This is a genomic window from Micromonospora sediminimaris, assembly GCF_016863575.1.
Lineage (GTDB): Bacteria > Actinomycetota > Actinomycetes > Mycobacteriales > Micromonosporaceae > Micromonospora > Micromonospora sediminimaris.
Genome location: NZ_BOPD01000040.1, coordinates 36257 through 54615, shown reverse-complemented (window position 1 = coordinate 54615; position 18359 = coordinate 36257). Strand labels below are relative to the sequence as shown.

15 protein-coding genes are annotated in these 18359 nt (G+C 71.2%); 13 read left to right on the top strand and 2 right to left on the bottom strand.

Annotated elements, in window-relative coordinates; genetic code table 11:
* On the bottom strand, window positions 1-303 hold a 303-nt coding region (locus tag Vse01_RS25915; protein WP_204019265.1), incomplete at its 3' end, for a hypothetical protein.
* Between the two features lie 147 nt (window positions 304-450).
* On the opposite strand from Vse01_RS25915, the gene Vse01_RS25910 reads away from it, so the two are divergent.
* The 6 genes from Vse01_RS25910 (at window position 451) to mltG (ending at window position 6485) form a co-directional block, all read left to right on the top strand.
* Window positions 451-1149 (top strand): hypothetical protein, encoded by a 699-nt coding sequence (locus tag Vse01_RS25910; RefSeq protein ID WP_373870721.1) that lies wholly within the window; start codon window positions 451-453, stop codon window positions 1147-1149.
* A gap of 138 nt (window positions 1150-1287) precedes the next feature.
* Entirely contained in the window at window positions 1288-1749 is a 462-nt protein-coding gene (locus Vse01_RS25905; RefSeq protein WP_093404402.1) for a DUF948 domain-containing protein, read from the top strand.
* 27 nt (window positions 1750-1776) lie between these two features.
* Window positions 1777-2082, top strand: coding sequence for a hypothetical protein (locus Vse01_RS25900; RefSeq protein ID WP_093404399.1), 306 nt, complete (start codon window positions 1777-1779; stop codon window positions 2080-2082).
* Window positions 2079-4757, top strand: a complete 2679-nt coding sequence (alaS, locus tag Vse01_RS25895; RefSeq protein ID WP_093404397.1) for an alanine--tRNA ligase — start codon at window positions 2079-2081, stop codon at window positions 4755-4757. Before Vse01_RS25900 ends, alaS begins: the two co-directional genes overlap by 4 nt.
* A gap of 73 nt (window positions 4758-4830) precedes the next feature.
* Window positions 4831-5292, top strand: coding sequence for a Holliday junction resolvase RuvX (ruvX, locus tag Vse01_RS25890; protein WP_093404394.1), 462 nt, complete (start codon window positions 4831-4833; stop codon window positions 5290-5292).
* Window positions 5289-6485, top strand: coding sequence for an endolytic transglycosylase MltG (mltG, locus tag Vse01_RS25885; protein ID WP_093404391.1), 1197 nt, complete (start codon window positions 5289-5291; stop codon window positions 6483-6485). Before ruvX ends, mltG begins: the two co-directional genes overlap by 4 nt.
* 59 nt (window positions 6486-6544) lie before the next feature.
* Here the strand turns inward: mltG and Vse01_RS25880 are convergent, their stop codons facing one another.
* The gene (locus tag Vse01_RS25880) at window positions 6545-7810 is read right to left on the bottom strand and encodes an endo-1,4-beta-xylanase (RefSeq protein ID WP_093404388.1); all 1266 of its coding nucleotides are present in this window, start codon (window positions 7808-7810) and stop codon (window positions 6545-6547) included.
* A gap of 147 nt (window positions 7811-7957) precedes the next feature.
* Between Vse01_RS25880 and Vse01_RS25875 the strand changes: the two genes are divergently transcribed.
* From Vse01_RS25875 to Vse01_RS25845, 7 genes are all read left to right on the top strand, one after another.
* Window positions 7958-8779, top strand: a complete 822-nt coding sequence (locus Vse01_RS25875) for a shikimate dehydrogenase (protein WP_093404810.1) — start codon at window positions 7958-7960, stop codon at window positions 8777-8779.
* Window positions 8780-9302: 523 nt separating this feature from the next.
* Window positions 9303-11012 carry a glycosyl hydrolase gene (locus Vse01_RS25870; protein WP_093404385.1) on the top strand — a complete coding sequence of 570 codons (1710 nt, stop codon included), beginning with the start codon at window positions 9303-9305 and terminating at the stop codon, window positions 11010-11012.
* 184 nt (window positions 11013-11196) lie between these two features.
* Window positions 11197-13182 carry a hypothetical protein gene (locus Vse01_RS25865; protein WP_093404382.1) on the top strand — a complete coding sequence of 662 codons (1986 nt, stop codon included), beginning with the start codon at window positions 11197-11199 and terminating at the stop codon, window positions 13180-13182.
* Between the two features lie 91 nt (window positions 13183-13273).
* Window positions 13274-13816 carry an acyltransferase gene (locus tag Vse01_RS25860; protein WP_093404380.1) on the top strand — a complete coding sequence of 181 codons (543 nt, stop codon included), beginning with the start codon at window positions 13274-13276 and terminating at the stop codon, window positions 13814-13816.
* On the top strand, window positions 13809-15416 hold the full coding sequence (locus Vse01_RS25855) for a lipopolysaccharide biosynthesis protein (protein WP_093404377.1): 1608 nt from the start codon (window positions 13809-13811) through the stop codon (window positions 15414-15416). Before Vse01_RS25860 ends, Vse01_RS25855 begins: the two co-directional genes overlap by 8 nt.
* A 3-nt stretch (window positions 15417-15419) precedes the next feature.
* Entirely contained in the window at window positions 15420-16766 is a 1347-nt protein-coding gene (locus Vse01_RS25850; protein ID WP_093404375.1) for an O-antigen ligase family protein, read from the top strand.
* Entirely contained in the window at window positions 16763-18352 is a 1590-nt protein-coding gene (locus tag Vse01_RS25845; RefSeq protein ID WP_232511239.1) for a lipopolysaccharide biosynthesis protein, read from the top strand. Before Vse01_RS25850 ends, Vse01_RS25845 begins: the two co-directional genes overlap by 4 nt.
* The last annotated feature ends 7 nt before the right edge of the window (window positions 18353-18359 follow it).

The window sequence follows — 18359 nt, the reverse complement described above, 5'->3', positions numbered from 1 at the left end:
GCGCGGCCCGGTGGTGCGCCGGGGGTTCCGCCGCGTGGTGCGGCCCGCCCCGACGGTCCGGCCGGTCGCCCGGGCGGCCCGCCGTCCGGCCCCGCCCGCGGCCCGCACCGGCCCGATGTTGGCCCGCACCGGCCCGATGTTGGCCCGCACCGGCCCGATGCCGGCTCCGCCGGCGGTGGCCCGGCTGACCCCGTCCGAGGTGCCGGCACCGGTCCGATCGGTCCGCCGGTCACGGCTCGAGCCGGCGCCCCGGTTCGACCGGAGGACCGGCTCGCCGGCCGGGCCACGCCACCGCACCGGCATCCGGCGCGTCCCGAACCCTCCGGGCCTCCGCCGGTGCCTCCCGGGCGCGGCGGTGAGGCTCCGGCGGTGGCCCGCGCCGCGGCTGCCGTGGCACCGGCTGATCCGGCCGGGCATCCCGGGGCGGAGCCGACGGCCCGACGTGCCGAGGTGCCGCCGGCCGCCGACGTCGACCGGCCCGAGGGCGACCAGACCGGCGACGGTGGCGAGTCGCGCCGCCAGGCGCCAGGTTCCCCGCGGCTGCGCGCCGCCGTGCTGGTGCTGGCCAGTGTCCTCCTGCTCGGCGTTCTCCCCGCGTTCTTCGGGGTGCAGACGATGAACCGGGATCCGGTCTTCGCCTCGCTTGACGAACTGGAGGTGCCGTCCTGGGCCTCGGTCGAACCGGTCGATGACGTCAGCGGCAGCCAGTGGTGCCTGCTCGACTGCCGGTTGCGGGAACGGACCGCCACCTCCGACCGGTCGCCGGACGAGACGGCCCAGGCGTACGAGGCCGCGCTGACCCGCGACGGTTGGCAGCGGTGGACGCCCAACTACTGCCCGGAGCAGGAGGAGAAGGGCAGCTACACCTGCTGGCGGCGGGACGAGCTCACCCTCGACCTCTGGGTACGGGAACGGACCTGCGTGCCGCCACCCGTGGACGGCGAGCCCGCGGTGGTGCCGGCTCCCGACCCGTCCACCGCGGCGCAGGAGTGCCCCGGATCGTTGGTGTCGGTGAAGGTGCGCAACGCGATCGACGACGAGCGGACGCGGCCACAGCCGAGCACCGATCCCTCGCTCACCGGTGAGGATCCCTTCCCGACACTTACCGATGACCCGTTGAGCGACCTGACGCCGTCACCACCGTCCTGAGCCGATCGTCATCACGGACGGTAGGGTCAGGTGCTGGTGGTGACCGGCGGTCGGCCGGGCACTCGACGTTGACGTGGGCGAGACGGTCGTGCGGCTCGGGGCGCTGCGCCCCGACGGCACAGTTTGAGGAGGACTGGCGTGGGCTTTTTGGAGGTCGCGGCGCTGATCGCGGCGATCGCGTTCGCGATGCTGGTGCTGATCCTGACGCTGCCCATCCTGCGTCTGCGACACACCGTGGACGCCACCACCCGCATGATCAACGACCTCAACGACCGGACGGGGCCCCTGCTCGGTGACGTCAACACCACGGTACGCAACGTCAACGTGACGTTGGAGCAGGTCCAGACCTCGATCGACGGGGTCAACCTCCAACTGGCCAAGGTCGACACGATGACCGGTCACGCGCAGAACATCAGCGCCAACGTCGCCAACCTGGTCACCGTGGTCTCCGCCGCCGCGGCCAACCCGCTGGTCAAGGTGGCCGCGTTCGGGTACGGCGTGCGCAAGGCCGCCGCCACCCGCCGGCACGCCGAGACCGAGCGCGAGGTGCGGGACACCATCAAGGCTCAGCGGCGCGCCGCCCGGCGCGGGAACCGCTGACCCCGAGGGCACCCGGGAGGTACGAGCATGAGGCGTCTTTTCTGGCTGGGCATCGGGCTGGCCGTCGGTGTGGTGGTGGTGCGCAAGGCGACCCGCGCCGCGCACGCGTACACCCCGGCCGGCATCGCCGACAACCTGTCGCAATCCGCTGGCGGACTTGTCGAGGAACTGCGTAGCTTCGTGGCGGACGTACGCGCCGGGATGGCCGAGCGGGAGCACGAGATCCACGAGGCGTTCGCCCAGGGCGAGGCGTTCGACGACCAGTTCGCCGAGTTGCGGGAGGACCCGCGTGTCGGCGACCGAGAGATCTTTCCGGAGGAACACCAGCGATGAAGACGGCGGAGATCAAGCGGCGGTATCTCGCCCACTTCGAGGCGAACGGTCACACCGTGGTGCCGTCCGCTCCGCTGCCCGCCATCAGCGACCCGAACCTGCTGTTCGTCAACGCCGGCATGGTGCAGTTCGTCCCCTACTTCCTGGGTCAGCAGACGCCGCCGTACCGGCGCGCGGTCAGCGTCCAGAAGTGCATCCGTACGCCGGACATCGACGAGGTCGGCAAGACCAGCCGGCACGGGACGTTCTTCCAGATGAACGGAAACTTCTCCTTCGGCGACTACTTCAAGGACGGGGCGATCCCGCTCGCCTGGGAACTGGCCACGAAGTCGGTCGAGGCCGGTGGGTTCGGGCTGGATCCGGAGCGGATCTGGGCGACGGTCTACCTCGACGACGACGAGGCGTACGACATCTGGCGTCGTACCGGGGTGCCCGACGAGCGCATCGTGCGCCGGGGCAAGAAGGACAACTTCTGGTCCATGGGCATCCCCGGCCCGTGCGGCCCGTGCTCGGAGCTGTACTACGACCGGGGCCCGGCCTACGGCGCGGAGGGTGGCCCGGAGGTCGACGAGGACCGGTACCTGGAGTTCTGGAACCTCGTGTTCATGCAGTTCGAGCGGGGCCCGGGCACCGACAAGGAGAACTTCCCGATCCTTGGTGAGCTGCCGGCGAAGAACATCGACACCGGCATGGGCCTGGAGCGGATGGCGTCGATCCTGCAGGGTGTCGACAACCTCTACGAGATCGACGAGGTTCGCCCGATCCTGGACCGTGCGGCCGAGCTGACCGGCAAGCGGTACGGCGCGCACTCGGGCCACGCCGCCAACCAGTCACACCCGGACGACGTGCGGCTGCGGGTGATCGCCGACCACGTGCGTACCGCGTTGATGCTCATCGGTGACGGGGTGACCCCGTCCAACGAGGGTCGCGGGTACGTGCTGCGGCGGATCATGCGTCGGGCGATCCGGTCGGTGCGGCTGCTCGGCTGGCAGGAGCGGGCGCTGCCGGAGCTGCTGCCGGTGGCGCGGGACTGCATGGCGCCGTCCTACCCGGAGCTGGCGGCGGACTTCGACCGGATCTCGGCGTACGCGTACGCCGAGGAGGATGCGTTCCTGGCCACGTTGCGGGCCGGTACGACGATCCTGGACACCGCGATCACGCAGACCCGCAGTTCCGGGGGCGGCGCGCTGTCGGGGGAGCAGGCGTTCCAGCTGCACGACACGTACGGCTTCCCGATCGACCTGACCCTGGAGATCGCCGCTGAGCAGGGGCTCACCGTCGACCAGGAGGGCTTCCGCCGGCTGATGGCCGACCAGCGGGCCCGCGCGAAGGCCGACGCGCAGGCGCGCAAGACCGGGCACACCGACCTGTCGGCGTACCGGTCGGTGCTTGACGCCGGCGGTCCGGTGACCTTCACCGGCTACACCGAGACGGCCCGCGAGTCGACGGTCCGCGCGGTGCTCGGCACCGACGGCGCGCGCGCGGCGGCCGTCGAGGGCGACACCATCGAGCTGGTGCTCGACACCACCCCGTTCTACGCCGAGGGCGGTGGCCAGCAGCCCGACCTCGGCATGATCACGGTGGGCGGCGGCCAGGTCGAGGTCCTCGACGTGCAGCAGCCGGTGCCGGGGCTGATCGTGCACCGGGCCCGGGTGCTGCGCGGCGAGGTGCGCGCGGGGGAGACCGGCTACGCGGAGATCGACACCAGCCGGCGGCGGGCGATCTCCCGGTCGCACACCGCCACCCACCTGGTGCACCAGACGATGCGTAACTTCCTCGGCGAGTCCGCCACCCAGGCCGGCTCGTTGAACGCGCCCGGCCGGCTGCGCTTCGACTTCAACACCGCCACCGGGGTGGCGCCCAGCGTGCTGCGGGACGTGGAGCAGCAGGTCAACGAGGTGCTGCTGGCCGACCTGGAGGTGCACGCGTTCATCACCTCACTGGAGGAGGCGCGGCGCATCGGTGCCATGGCGCTCTTCGGCGAGAAGTACGGCGAGCATGTCCGGGTGGTCGAGGTCGGTGACTACGCCCGCGAACTCTGTGGCGGCACCCACGTGGCCCGCTCCGGTCAGCTCGGTCTGGTCAAGATCCTTTCCGAGTCGTCGATCGGTTCCGGCGTACGCCGGGTCGAGGCGCTGGTCGGGATGGACGCGTTCAACTTCCTGGCCCGCGAGCACCTGCTGGTGTCCCGCCTCGCCGAGCTGTACCGCGTCCCCTCCGAGCAGGTCGCCGACCGGGTCGAGCAGACGGTCACCCAGCTGCGCGACGCGGAGAAGGAGCTGGAGAAGCTACGCGCGCAGCTGGTGCTCGGTGGCGCGGCGGCCCTCGCTGCCCAGGCCAAGGACGTGCACGGGGTCGCCTACGTGGGCACCGAGGCGCCCGAGGGGGCGGCCGGCAACGACGTGCGTACCCTCGCCCAGGAGATCCGGGGCCGGATCGACGCGTCCCGGCCCGGGGTGGTCGCGGTGGCCGCCCGAGCCAACGGCAAGGCGTCGCTGGTGGTGGCGGTGAACCCGGCCGCCCGCAGCCGGGGCATCGCCGCGAACGAGTTGGTCAAGGCGGCGTTCTCCGGTCGTGGCGGCGGCAGCCCCGAGCTGGCCCAGGGCGGCGGGCTGCCCGAGTCGGAGGTGCCTCGACTGTTGCTCACGGTCGAGCGGGCGCTCGCCGACGCGTGAGTCGTCAGCGCAGCGGATCAGGGCGGACCGGCGCGGTCCGCCCTGACGCGTTTGTCGGGGGAGGTGACGCGGCGTGAGCGACTCGCCCCGTGGGGTACGGCTCGGCGTGGACGTCGGGCAGGTCCGGATCGGGGTCTCCCGGTCCGATCCGCACGGGGTTCTGGCCACCCCGCTGGTCACCCTCGCGCGGGAGCAGAACCCCAGGTCAGATGCGGTGCCGTCGGACGTCACCGAACTCGCCGCGCTGGTCGCCGAACATGAGGCAGTCGAGGTGGTGGTGGGCCTTCCGGTCAATCTGGCCGGCAAACATGGCCCGGCGGCGGAGCACGTGAAGGCGTACGCTCGACAACTGGCCGATGTGATAACTCCGGTCCCGGTGACGCTCACCGACGAGAGGATGTCCACGGTCGTGGCGAGCCGTAGGCTTGCCGAGCGTGGTGTCCGGGGGAAGAGACAACGGGCGGTGGTCGACCAGGCCGCCGCCGTGGAAATTCTGCAGAGCTGGCTGGATGCGCAGCGGAGGCGGACGCAATGATGGACGAGCTGGACCTCGGGTTCGACGAGCAGGAGCGGGGGGAGAAGGGCAAGCACCGCCGTGGCCGCCGTAAGGGCGGCCGGTCCGGTGGTGGGCGGGGCAAGACCGTTCTGGCCCTGCTGCTGGCCGTCGTGCTGCTCGGCAGCATCGGCGGGGGCGCCTTCTACGGCTTCGACCGGATCCAGAGCTACTTCGTCACGCCCGACTACGACGGCGGCGGCACCGAGGAGGTGACCGTCCAGATTCCGCAGGGCGCGTTCCTCGCCGACATGGCCGTGGCGCTGTACGACGCCGGTGTGATCAAGAGCACCAAGGCGTTCATCGAGGCGGCCGACGAGAATTCCCGCAGCCGCAACGTCCAACCCGGGACCTACAAGCTGCGCAAGCAGATGAGCGGTGAGCTGGCCCTGGCCGCGATGCTCGACCCGAAGAACCGGGTGGTCAACGGGCTCACCATTCCCGAGGGGCGGACCGCGAAGAGCATCTTCAAGCTGCTCAGCGATCACACCGAAATTCCGGTGAAGGAGTTCGAGACCGCCGCGAAGGACCCGGAGAAGCTCGGCGTACCGGACTGGTGGTTCAAGCGGGAGGACGGCAAGAAGCCGAAGAAGTCGATCGAGGGCTTTCTCTTCCCGGACACCTACGAAATCCCGCCGGACGCCACCGCCGAGGCCATCCTCGGCCAGATGGTCGACCACTTCCTCACCGTCACCGGCGAGATGGAGTTCGCCGACCGGGTGCAGGAGGAGCGCGGCGGGATCTCCCCGTACGAGGCGCTGATCGTGGCTTCGCTGGCCCAGGCAGAGGCTGGCACCAAGAAGGACCTCGGCAAGGTCGCCCGGGTCGCCTACAACCGGGTGTACCGGGGCAACTTCGACTGTGGCTGCCTGGAGATGGACGTCACCGTCAACTACTACCTGGAGTTGACGGGGCAGAAGACGAAGACGTCCGGCCAGATGACCCAGAGCGACCTGGACAATCCGGATAATCCGTACAACCGCAAGCTACGCGGCATGATCCCCACGCCGATCAACAACCCCGGCAAGGAAGCCCTTGAGGGGGCGATGGATCCGCCGGTCGGCGACTGGCTGTTCTTCGTGGCGGTCGACAAGGAGGGCAACTCCGCCTTCGCGGAGACCTACGACGACCACCTGAAGAACGAGGCCAAGGCCCGGGAAGCCGGCATCATCTGAGCGCTGCTGAGACACGGTGACCGGGTGAAGACCCGGTCACCGACGTGGCGACCCGGCGTTCAGGCCAGGTCGAGGGTGGTCGTGGTGTCGGTGGCGTCGATGGTGAAGCGTGCGGTGCGGTCCCCGACGGAGACGGTGTAGTCGCCGAGGAAGCCCTCGACGGTTACGGTGCCGTCCGCTCCGGTGCGCAGGTCCGTCGGCGGCAGCCACCACTCGCCCTTGACCAGCGCTGCCAGCGCGTCGTACGCCGGCTTCGGGCTGCCGTCGGCGCGGACCAGTCCGGCGGGCGCGCCGAGCCACGCACCCCGGTCGGTGAGCCCCCAGTAGTTGATCGACTGGACCGCCGGGTGAGCGAGCAGCGAACGGTAGTGCCGGACGATTTCCTCGGCCTGTCGCGCCTCGCCCTCCGGCGTGCTGGGCCAGTGCGGGATCTGGTAGTCGTTCAGGTCCTCGATCTCGGGCGGCATCAGGTGCCCGGAGACCAGGGTGGTCTCGGTCAGGTGCAGTGGCAGCCCGTACCGGGCGAACCGGTCGAGCATCTGCTGCATGTACTCCTCGCCCCGGTAGCCCTGGTGCATGTGGGTCTGCAAGCCGATCGCGTCGATGCGGACGCCGGCTTCGAGAACACCCTCGATGAGGCATTCGTACGCCGAGCTGAGGTCGAAGTCGTTGAGCACCAGGGTGGCCGCCGGGTTGGCCGCCCGGGCCTCCTCGAACGCCAACCGCACCAGGTGGATGCGTCCGCGCGCCCGAGCCAGCGGGGTGATGGCGTTCTCGCCGTTGTCGAAGACGGGCATGATGACCGCCTCGTTTATCGCGTCCCAGGTGTCGATGAGGCCGGCGAATCCACCGGCCACATCGCGGACGCGGGCCCGCAGCAGCCCTTCGACCTCGTCGAGGTCCAGACCGAGCAGCCACGACGGCTGCACGGTGTGCCAGACCAGCGGATGGCCCTTGACGGCGACGCCCCGTTCGGCCAGCCACCGTGCCGTGGCGGTGAGACGTTCGGTGTCGGGCGCACCGCGCCGCGGCTCGTAGCGACCCCAGTAGAACGGCAGGGTCGCGGTGTTGAACAGGTTCAGCCACAGCTCACCCAGCCGGTCCAGCTCCAGGTGGTCGGTCCCGCCGAAGCTCTCGACGTCCGTGGTCCCCGCCGGGCCGGGCCCGCCCACCAGGTTGACGAAGTCGAAACCGATGTTGCCGAAGGCGAAGGAGTGCCGGTCCTGGGCGACCGTCACCACCTGGTCGGCGAGCGGCTGCCGGTCGGCGCCTCGGACGGTGAGGGTGATCTCGCCCTTGCGGTGCCGCAGACTGCTGTCAGACATTGTTGGATGTTAGGCGACAGGTGTGCATGCTGCTGAGGAGCGATCGTGGCTGAGTCAGGGAGCGCCGCGTCAGTGCCTGCGGCGTCGGGGCGTGCAGCATCGGTGCCCGAGGCGTCGGTGCACGGGCCAGCGGCGCACCGGGCGGCGGTGCTGGGCAAACCGATCGCCCATTCGCTCTCCCCGGTGATCCACAATGCCGGGTACGCCGCCGCCGGGTTGACCGGCTGGTCGTACACCCAAATCGAGTGCGCGGCGGCGGAGCTGCCGGCCCTGGTCACCGGCCTGGGCCCGGAGTGGGCCGGGCTGTCGGTGACCATGCCGGGCAAGGAGGCGGCGCTCGCGGTGGCCGCCGAGGTCTCGCCGGTCGCCGCCGCCGTGGGTGCGGCCAACACGTTGGTACGCCGACCCGACGGCACCTGGTACGCCGACAACACCGACGTCAGCGGCATGGTCGAGGTGCTGACCGAGGCGGGCGTACGCCCCGGTGCCACAGTCACCGTGCTCGGCGCGGGCGGTACCGCCCGGGCGGCCCTCGCGGCGGCGGCCCGGCTGCACGCGGCCGCAGTGACCGTGATCGCCCGCCGCCCGGCGGCGCTCGCCGAACTGGAACCGGTCGCGGCGGCGCTCGGCGTGACGATGATCGGCGCACCGTGGCCGGCGGCGGCGTGGTCCGAGGCTTCGGGGCTGGCCGGTGTCGATGTGCTGATCTCCACGGTGCCGAAGGGGGCCGCCGACGAACTTGCCGGCAGGGTGCCCTGGCGAGCCGGCACGGTGGTCTTCGACGCGATCTACGACCCGTGGCCGACCCCGCTGGCCGCCGCCGCCGAAGCCGCCGGCTGTCGGATCGTTTCCGGCCTCGACCTGCTGCTGGCCCAGGCGATCGGCCAGTTCGAGCAGTTCACCGGCGCACCCGCCCCCCGCTCGGCAATGGCCGCCGCCCTCACCGCCGCCACCCGCGCCGGTACCTGATCTCCCGCCGGCCGGCGGCCTTGTCCGGCTCAAGGTGACGGTACCCAACGCGGCGAGGCGTGCCGGGACCCTCGCCGCCCGCGAGCCGCCGCCCGCCCCGCCGCCCCGCTCCGGTCGCCGCTCGCCCCGCTCCGGTCGCCGCTCGCCCCACCGCCCGCTCGCCGGCGCCGCCCGCCAGCCGCCTGCACCGCCGGCACCGCTCGCCCCGCGGTCCGCTCCCGGCCGCCGGGGCGATCTGCCGAGATCTTGGAAAGTTTGCGTTAGCGAATAACGGAAACGTTCCAAGATCTCGTGTGCTGGTGGCGGTGAGCGACGTGATGGTGCTGCGCCGACCGGCAACCCGCCGTGAACTTCATGATCAATGGAGTCGGGTGAGGTGGGGGCGGGGCGGGGGTGGGGTGGGAGGCGTAGGAGTGTCTTAGGTGAGTTTTAAGACGCGCTTAGGTCCTGCCGTCATTCGCACGCTCCGTTGTGTACGCGGATACGCTGCTCAGCGTTATCGTCGAAGACACGAGGAGTATCCGTGACCAGTCGCGGACTGCACCGTATGATCCCGCGTCGTGGCGGCCGGCGTAAGGCCGTGATGCTCGGCGTCATCGGCACCACTGTGGTGCTAGGGCTCGGCGCGACCATGGTGCCGCTGCTCGCCGATGACGGCCTGTCGATCGCGGTGGTGGCCGACACCACCGCCACGGCGGTGCCCCAGGACGGTGACAACAGCGTCAAGACCACGCTCGCGACGTGTCCCGCGCCCTGCGACGGCAACCCGCGTGGCGCCCGCGAGGCGGTGCTGACCTTCCTGGTCACCAAGCTGCCGGCGAACGCGATGAACGTACGGGCCACGCTGCGCGTACACGCCTGGCAGAAGTTCCAGGCGACGGTCACCGCGCACGAGTCCCGACTCGACGCCCGCGCGGCCCGTCCGATGCCGACGCCGCTGGGCGCGGCGCTGGACACGGTCACCGGCGTCGCCAAGGGCTTCAACGAGTGGGATGTCTCGGGCCTGGTCACCGGTAACGGCATCTGGACCCTGTCGCTGGCGCAGGCCGGGTTGGACACCCGGATCTACTGGGCTTCCGGCGAGAACCGTAACCCCGATCTGCGGCCGAGCCTGACGATCAGCTACGACGGCGTGGGCATCCGGCCGCCGTCGGCCTCACCCAGCGTCGCGCCCTCGCCGACGGTCACCGCCAGCCGTCCTCCGGCCTCGCCGACCGTCTCGCCCAGCGTGAGCCCGTCGCCCGCCCGGCCCAGCCCCACCACCACACCGCCGCCACCGGAGTCGGGCAAGTGCGGAACGGTCTCGGCGAAGCTGGTCCCCGGCTGCGGTGCCTGGTGGGGGATGTACTCGCCGACGAACGCCGCCGCCGGATGGGATCACGGCAAGGCCGTCAGTGACGTGGAGAAGCAGGTCGGGCGGAAGTTCGACATCGTCCACCGCTATCACGACTTCTCCAACACCGGCAGCAACGGTGCCTTCCCCGACGAGTTCCAGCAGCAACAGATGCGCGAGGGAAGGCTCATGTTCTTCGCCTGGGAGAGTCGGATCTTTTCCTCGGGTACGGTGCTGACCTGGAAGGACGTTTACAGCGGGCGGTACGACGCGACGATCGACGCGGTCGCCGGACGGATCCGGGCGATCGGCCAGCCGGTCTTCATCGGGTTCGACCACGAGCCGGAGGACGAGCCGGCCAAGGGCAGCGACGCGGACTTCGTCCGGGCCTGGCGGTACGTGCACGACCGGTTCGCCGACGCCAAGGCGGACAACGCCGTCTGGGTGTGGACGATGATGGGTTGGTCCGGTCACTACGACAGGTACGCCGGGCTCTATCCCGGTGACCGCTACGTCGACTGGGTGGCCTGGGACCCGTACAACTTCCACGTCTGCAACGGCAGCACCGTCTGGAAGAGCCCCAGCACCACCATCGGCTCCTTCTACAGGTGGCTCGACCAGAACGGCATCGGCGCGGGCAAGCCCCGGATGCTGGCCGAGTTCGGCACCAACATGAACGCTGCGGATCCGAACGCGAAGCGACGCTGGTTCGAGGAGTTCCCGGCGGCGCTGAAGGCCCATCCGAAGATCAAGGCAGCGGTCTACTTCAACTCGGCCGGCATGACGAAGACCACGAGCACCTGCAACATGATGATGAATCAGAACGCGGCGGCGGTGGCCGGATTCGCCGCCGCAGGACGGGACAGCTACCTGCGGCAACCGACGGGAGGGAGCCGCTGAGCCAAGGTGAGCTGAGCCGCGGAAGCGGGCCGCCGCAGCGACTGTCGGAAATCCGACCGTCGCTGAGGTTGTCCGTTTCCTGATCCACCCTCCGCCCAATCGGCGGATGCCGCCCTCCAGCGTGGACCGGGCACGCTACGTGCATTCTCGTCCACTCTGGAGGCGCAGCGTGCCCAGATACTCCTTGTCGTGGCGTTCCACCCGTCGGCTTCGACTCCCGGCCGCGGCTGTCGCGTTGGTGACCGTCGCGGCCGTGTTTTCCGTGCCCACCGCAGCGGCCGCAGCCGTGGTACCGGTACCCGAGCCGGCCACTCTGGTCTCGACCGATCCGGCCGACCAGACTCCGCACGCCCGCAACGGTGAGGCTCGCGCCTTCGCCGAGATCGGCAACACGGTCTACGTCGGGGGCAGTTTCACGCAGATCCGTCAGACGGCCAGTTCGGCCTGGATCTCCCGCAGCTATCTCTTCGCGTACGACCGCACCACCGGGACGATCTCGACGGCCTTCCTGCCGGTGCTCGACGGCGCGGTCAACTCGCTCATCGCCGGCCCGGGCGGCACCCTGATCGTCGGCGGGGCCTTCAAGAACGTCAACGGCGTGTCCCGCAAGAACCTGGTGGCACTCGAACCGTCCACCGGGATGATCATCGACAGCTGGGCCGGTCGCTCCGACGGCGGCACCGTGCGTGACCTGGTGCTGCACGGCAACTGGCTCTACGTGGCCGGGGCCTTCAACTGGCTAAACGGCACCGCGCACTCCGGGCTGGGCCGGCTGGACGCGACGACCGGCGAGATCGACGCGACCTTCGACATCAACACCAGCGTCGGCCGGCACGGCACCAGCATGTACGCCTGGACCATCGACGTCTCTCCGGACGGCGGCACCCTCGTCGTCGGCGGCAACTTCCTCTACGTCAACGACCTGCCGCGTAACCAGATCGCGCTGGTCGACCTCACGGGCACGCCCAGCGTCATCGACTGGAGCTCGGAGCGGTTCGTCGCGCCGTGCGCCAACCCGGCGACATTCGTGCACTACGTGCAGGACGTTCGCTTCGGTGGCGACGGCACCTGGTTCGTCGTCGGCACCAACGGCGGGTCGGGCTGGCCGAGCGCCTACTGCGACGCGCTGGTCCGTTTCGAGACCGCCCACCGGGGCCCCAGCCAGGTCGCCACCTGGGTGAACTTCACCGGTAACGACACCATCACCTCGGTCGAGGTGGCCGACAACATCATCTACCTCGGCGGGCACTTCCGCTGGCTGAACAACCCGAACGCCAGCGACCGGGCCGGCAACGGCGCCATCGACCGGCTGGGCATCGCCGCGGTCACCCCGGCCACCGGCATGCCGGTGAACTGGAACCCGCGCCGCAGCGGCGGCTCCGACCTGCCCTCCGGGGCCAGCTCGTGGGGGTCCGCGGTGCCGGTGCTGTGGCGGGGCAACGCCGGGCTCTACTTCGGACACAACTCGGACGGCATGGGCAACGAGTACCACGGCCGGCTCGGCGTGTTCCCGATCAGCGGTGGGCGCACGATCATCCCGAAGAATCCGCCCACGGGGAGCAGCGGGCACCTCCACCTGAACGTCGGCCCCGGTGAGGTGGCGAAGGTGCCGTTCGACGGCGCCACCGTCGACGCCGCCAACGCCACCCCGATCAGCCAGCCGAACTACACCGACGCGGGCGCGACCTGGCTGGTCGACGACCGGATCTACTGGTCCCATGTGGTTTCCGGCACACCGACCGGCAGCCGGATCGACGTGTCGCTGTTCAACGGCAACACGATCGGTGGCTCCTGGGAGGCGTCCGGCTACAACGACTGGTACAACCCGGCCCTGCTGACCGGAGCGTTCTACCTCGACGGTCGGCTGTACTACACCCGCAGCGGTGCCAACAACCTCTACTACCGCTACTTCGAGATCGACGGCAGCTACCTGGGTGCCACCGAGTTCGTCCTGCCCAGCACGGGTGTGACCTGGTCGGCGGTACGCGGCATGGCCTGGGTGGACGGAAAGATCGTCTACGGGGCGACGAATGGCTCGCTGCGCAGCGTGCCGTTCGATCCGACCCTGGCGCCGACCGCCACGGTCGACGGCACCGCGTCGACGCTCATCGCGGAAGCCACGCCGGAGCTGACCTGGTCGACTGCGTCGATGTTCTTTTCGGTGCCCTAGCGTTCACCGTTCGTAACGAATCCTCGGTAGTTTGTTCACCTCGGGTCGGCGCGGGGCAACCCGCGCCGACCCGAGGAAGTGGGGAGGCTCGTTGTCCAGCATCCGACGTGGACTCGTCGTGCGTACCGTCTTCGCGGTCAAGCGTGGCTGGTACCGGCTGCGCTACCCGCGCCTGCAACTGGGCGCGGGGGTGGAGATCCGTGGCCGGATCCGGCTGCGTCGCGGGGTGCGGGTCAGCATCGGTGCGCACACCCGCCTGAACAAGTTGGTCCGCTTCGCCGGGCCCGGTGAGGTACGCGTCGGCGCCGACTGTCTGCTCAACGCGACCTGGATCGGCACCTGGACCTCGGTGACCATCGGCGACCGGTGCCTGCTGTCGGACTGCGAACTGCTCGACAACGACTTCCACAACCTGGCCCCCGATCGCCGTCACGACCCGCCCACAGCGGCCACCCGAGCGCCGATCACCGTCGAGGACAACGTGTGGATCGGTGCGCACGCGTTGGTGATGAAGGGGGTGCGGATCGGCCGGGACAGCGTCGTGGGTGCCGCGACGGTGGTCCGCGCCGACGTCCCGCCCGGGGTCGTGGTGATCGGCAATCCACAACAGATAGCGAAGAAGTTCCATGACTGATGCCGCGCCCAGCGCCTGGACCGGAGACGGCCCAACCACCGCGTCGACCTCCCGCAGCGTCACCATCACCGACGTGGTGCGGGTACCGCTGCACCGGATCCGGTTGGTCGCGGCGGTGGCCCTCTGCGGACTGCTCGCCGCGGTCGGCTACCTGCTGGTGGCACCGGCCTCGGTGACGGCGAGCGCGGTGGTGGCGGTGCGGCCGGTGGTCACCGACGCCTTCACACCCAGCGGCGCCGCCGCCGACCGGGCGGTGAACATGAACGTGGAGAGCGGGATCGCCACCGGCACGGAGGTCGTCGGGAAGCTGGCCGCGACCTTCGATTCGGACCAGCGCACGGTACGCGACGCCCTTGAGGTCGAGGTGCCCGCCGGTGGCCAGATCCTGCGCTTCATCTACCAGGCCGGCGACGCCGAACGGGCGGTGGCGGGTGCCAACCTGGCCGCGCAGAGCTACCTGGACATCCGGCGCGGGATGTACGAGAAGCAGCGCGAGGAGATGCTGAACTCGTACGACGAGAGCATCGAGAAGATCGTCGCCCAGCGCAACACCGTGCAGCGCCGGATCAACAACGCCCGGGACGCTGCCGCCGCCGAAGCCGCCGTCGCCGAACTCGGCGGCATCAACAACCAGCTCACCCAGCTCAGCTCCGCCCGGACGGAGATCGCGGCGGTCGACGTGAACCCGGGCTGGGTCACCCGCAGCGCCGAGCAGGCGTTGGCCACCACCGCCGGCAGCTCGTCGATGCTGCTCGCCGGTGGGCTGCTCGGTGGGACGGTGATCGGTCTGGTGCTCGCCTTCCTGTGGGAGTCGGCCGACCGGCGCATTCGCAGCGTGGCCGATGCGCGGGACAGCACCGGCCTGCCGCTGCTGGGCACCGTCCGTCGCGCCCGGCTACGTGGCCGGGCGGTCGACGCCGACATCCGCTACGTGGCGATGGCCGTCGCCGAGCGGGTACGCGAGCCCGCCCGGGTCGCCGTGGTGACCGCCCGGGAGGACGCCACCGCGATCACCGCCGGGCTCGCGGTAGCCCTCGCCGTGGCCGGGCGGGAGGTGTTCGTGGCCGACGACAGCGGCCGGCTCGACCGGCTGCGGTCCACGGTGCTCACCGACCGGGGCCGGTTGCCCGCGGCCATCGACCCGACCCGACCCGCCGTGCCCAAACCCCGCACCGCCCCAACCGACACCGACACCGACGACGGTCCCACCGAGGTCATCACCCGACGTCCCTCCCCACATCCGATCGGCGCCCGAGCCTCGACCGACCCGGAGGCCACCCTCACCCTGCCCCGAGTCGCCAAGACCAGCAGCCGTACCGACAACGGGCGGGTGAGCGGCGACGAGCAGGTGGTGGTGGGCGCCGGCACCGTGCGGTTCGGCACCTGGCGGCAGGGCGCCGACCAGCGTCTCGTGCTCTACAACGCCCCGCCCGCCGAGGCCGACGAGCGGGGCGTGGCGGTGGCCCGGCAGGGCACCGCCGTGGTCGTCGTCGAACGGGACCGCACCCGCCAGGCCGACCTGCGCCGGCTCGCCGAGCGGCTGCGGGCGGCCGGGGTCAACCCGCTCGGGTTCGTGCTGTGCCGCAGCGGGCGGAGCTGAGGCGTGCCGGTCACCCGCGCCCCGGCGACCACCGAGCCGCCCCTACCGGCCAGCGCCGCCGCCCCGCCCCCGCCCGCCGCGCCGCCCCGACTGCCGCTGTGGCCGTTGGCCGCGATGTTCGGGCTGGTACCGCTCTGGTGGGTGGCCGGCGCCTTCTACCTCGGCTGGCCGCTGCTGGGTGCCGTGCTGTTCACCCTGCTGGCCACCCGGGGGCGGGTGCCGCTGCCGCCCGCCGTGGGGATCTGGCTGCTGTTCCTGGCACTCGTGGCGGCCAGCGCGACCCGGCTGGCGTCCCCGACCTCGCTGCCGACCTTCGTGCTGCGGCTGGCGTTCTACCTCACCGCGCTTGTCGTCGCGGTCTACGTCTACACCGTCGCCCGGGAGCGACCCGACCAGGCCGCCGTGCTGGTGCCGCTGTGCGCGTTCTGGTTCGGACTTGTCGCGCTGGGGTGGCTCGGTGTGCTGGTGCCGCGCCTGGAACTGACCACCCCGGTCGAAGCGCTGCTGCCGCCGGGCGTGTCCGGGGTGCCGTTCATCAGCGACATGGTCCACCTGACCACCGCGGAATACAGCGCCCGGTCACTCAACCCGATCTACCGGCCGGCGGCCCCGTACGCGTACACGAACAACTACGGCAGCGCGTACGCGATGACGTTGCCGTGCGTTGTCGCGTACACCATGTTGCGTCGGCGTGGCCTGCTCCGCTGGGCGTTGCTGGCGTCGCTGCCGGTGTCGCTGGTCCCGGCGTTCCTCACGCTCAACCGGGCGATGTTCCTCAGCCTCGGTGTGGGCCTGGCCGTGCTCGGGGTGCGGGCGGCGCTGCGCGGCAACACCCGGGTGGCCGCCTCGATCGGCGGCATGGTGGTGCTCGGTGGCCTCGCCAGCCTGTTCATCCCGGTCGCCGAGCTGATCGGTAACCGGGTCGAATCCAGCGACACAAACACCGACCGGCTGTCGCTCTACGCCGAGGTGCTGCGTCGGGTGGGTGACTCGCCCTGGCTGGGCTACGGCGCGCCGATGGAGGTGGACACCGTCACCGCCGACGCGCCGATCGGCACCCAGGGGCAGTTGTGGATGGTGTTGTTCAGTCACGGCGTACCGGCTCTGCTGTGCTTCCTGGCCTGGTTCGTCGCCGCCGCGCTGATCTGCGCCCGGGCCACCTCGGCGGCCGGGCAGTGGCTCTCCGTCGTCCCGGTGATCTGCCTGGTGCAGGTGCCCTTCTACGGGATGGCCAACCAGAACCTCGCGGTGGCCTTCTTCGCGGTGGCCTTCGCGCTCGCACTCGCCGAACGGGAACGCCGTACCCCGCCGGTCGGGATGCCGCGGCCGACGGCGGTGATGCGGGCATGACGGCGACCACCAGCCCACCGACGGGAGACGGACCCGGGCGTACGCCGAGCACCCTCGCCCCTGCGGCGGCGGTGGACGGCGCGGCCGAAACCCGACGCAGCACCCGCAGCGGCGTCGCCGGGCTGCTCGGCGCGGCGACCAGCGGGCTGTTCGGTTTCGTGCTCGCGGTGGTCATCACCCGTGGCTACGGCACCACCGGGGCGGGGGCGTTCTTCGCCGCGATCGGCGTGGTGACGGTCGCCGCCGCGATCTGCACCCTCGGCGCGGAGACCGGTCTGATCTGGGCGTTGCCCCGGCGACGGCCCGGCGACGGTGCCCGGGTGCTGCCGGTCGCCCTGACCCCACCGCTGCTGTTCGCCGTGCTGGTCGCGGTGGGCGGCGCGGTTGTCGCCGGGCCGCTCGCCGGCCGACTGCTGGGCCCGGCGGGCGGGCCGCTGCTGGTGGTGACCTTCGCGGCGGTACCCGTGGTGGTCGCGATGAACCTGCTGCTGGCCGTCGTGCGCTGCGTACGCCCGATGCGGTCCTACGTCTCGGTGCAGTTCCTGCTGCTGCCGATCGCCCGTCCGCTGCTGGTCGGTGCGGCGGTGCTCGCCGGTGGCGGGCTGCTGGCCGGGATGACCGGCTGGCTGGTGCCCGCCGCCGTGGCGCTGCTGGTCTGCCTGATCCTGGTCGCCGGGCCGCTCGGGATCGGCGCGGGTGCCCGGCTGCGCCCGCAGACCGGTGACTGGTCCACGTTCTGGCGGTTCGCGCTGCCCCGCGCCGCGTCGGCGGCGATCGACGCGGGCAGCATGTGGATCGGCGTGCTGCTCACCTCGGCCCTGGCCAGCCCGGCCGACGCCGGTGTCTTCGGTGCCGTCGGCCGTTACGTCCTCGCCGGCCAACTCGCCATGCAGGGGCTGCGGGTGGCCGTCGCCCCGCAGCTGTCGCGGCTGCTCGGCCGGGGTGAGCGGGCCGCCGCCGCGGCTGTGCACCGGCAGTTGACCAGCTGGGGGCTGGTCCTCTCCTGGCCGGTGTACCTGCTGCTCGCCGTCTTCGCACCGGCCTTCCTGGCGCTGTTCGGCCCGGAGTTCACCACCGGTGCCGCCGCGATGACGGTGCTCGCCGTGGCGATGCTCGTCAACACCGGGGTCGGCAATGTGCAGAGCCTGCTGCTGATGGGCGGGCACAGCGGGCTGCACCTGGCCGGGGCACTCGCCGGGCTGCTGGTCACCGTCGGCGGTGGACTGGCGCTGATCCCCGACCACGGGGCGACCGGCGCGGCGGTGGCCTGGGCCGCCGGCATCGTGACCGAGAACCTCTGCGCCGCCACCTTCGCCCGGCTGGTGGTGCGCCAGCCCCTGGTGGACGCCCGGATGCTGGCCTCGGCGGCGGCCACAGTGGCCGGGGTCGGGCTGGCGGCGGTGGCCGGGCTGGCGGTGGCCGGCCGAGGCATCGCCGGACTGGTGCTTGCGGTGGCGACGCTCGCCATCGTCTGCGTCGGCTTGTTGACGTTGTCCCGGGTGCGACGCGGCATCCGGGTGACCATGGTGCAGATCCGTGGCGGGTCGCCGGCCGGCGACCCGCCACGGACGTCGAAGGGCAGGTGAGTTCGTC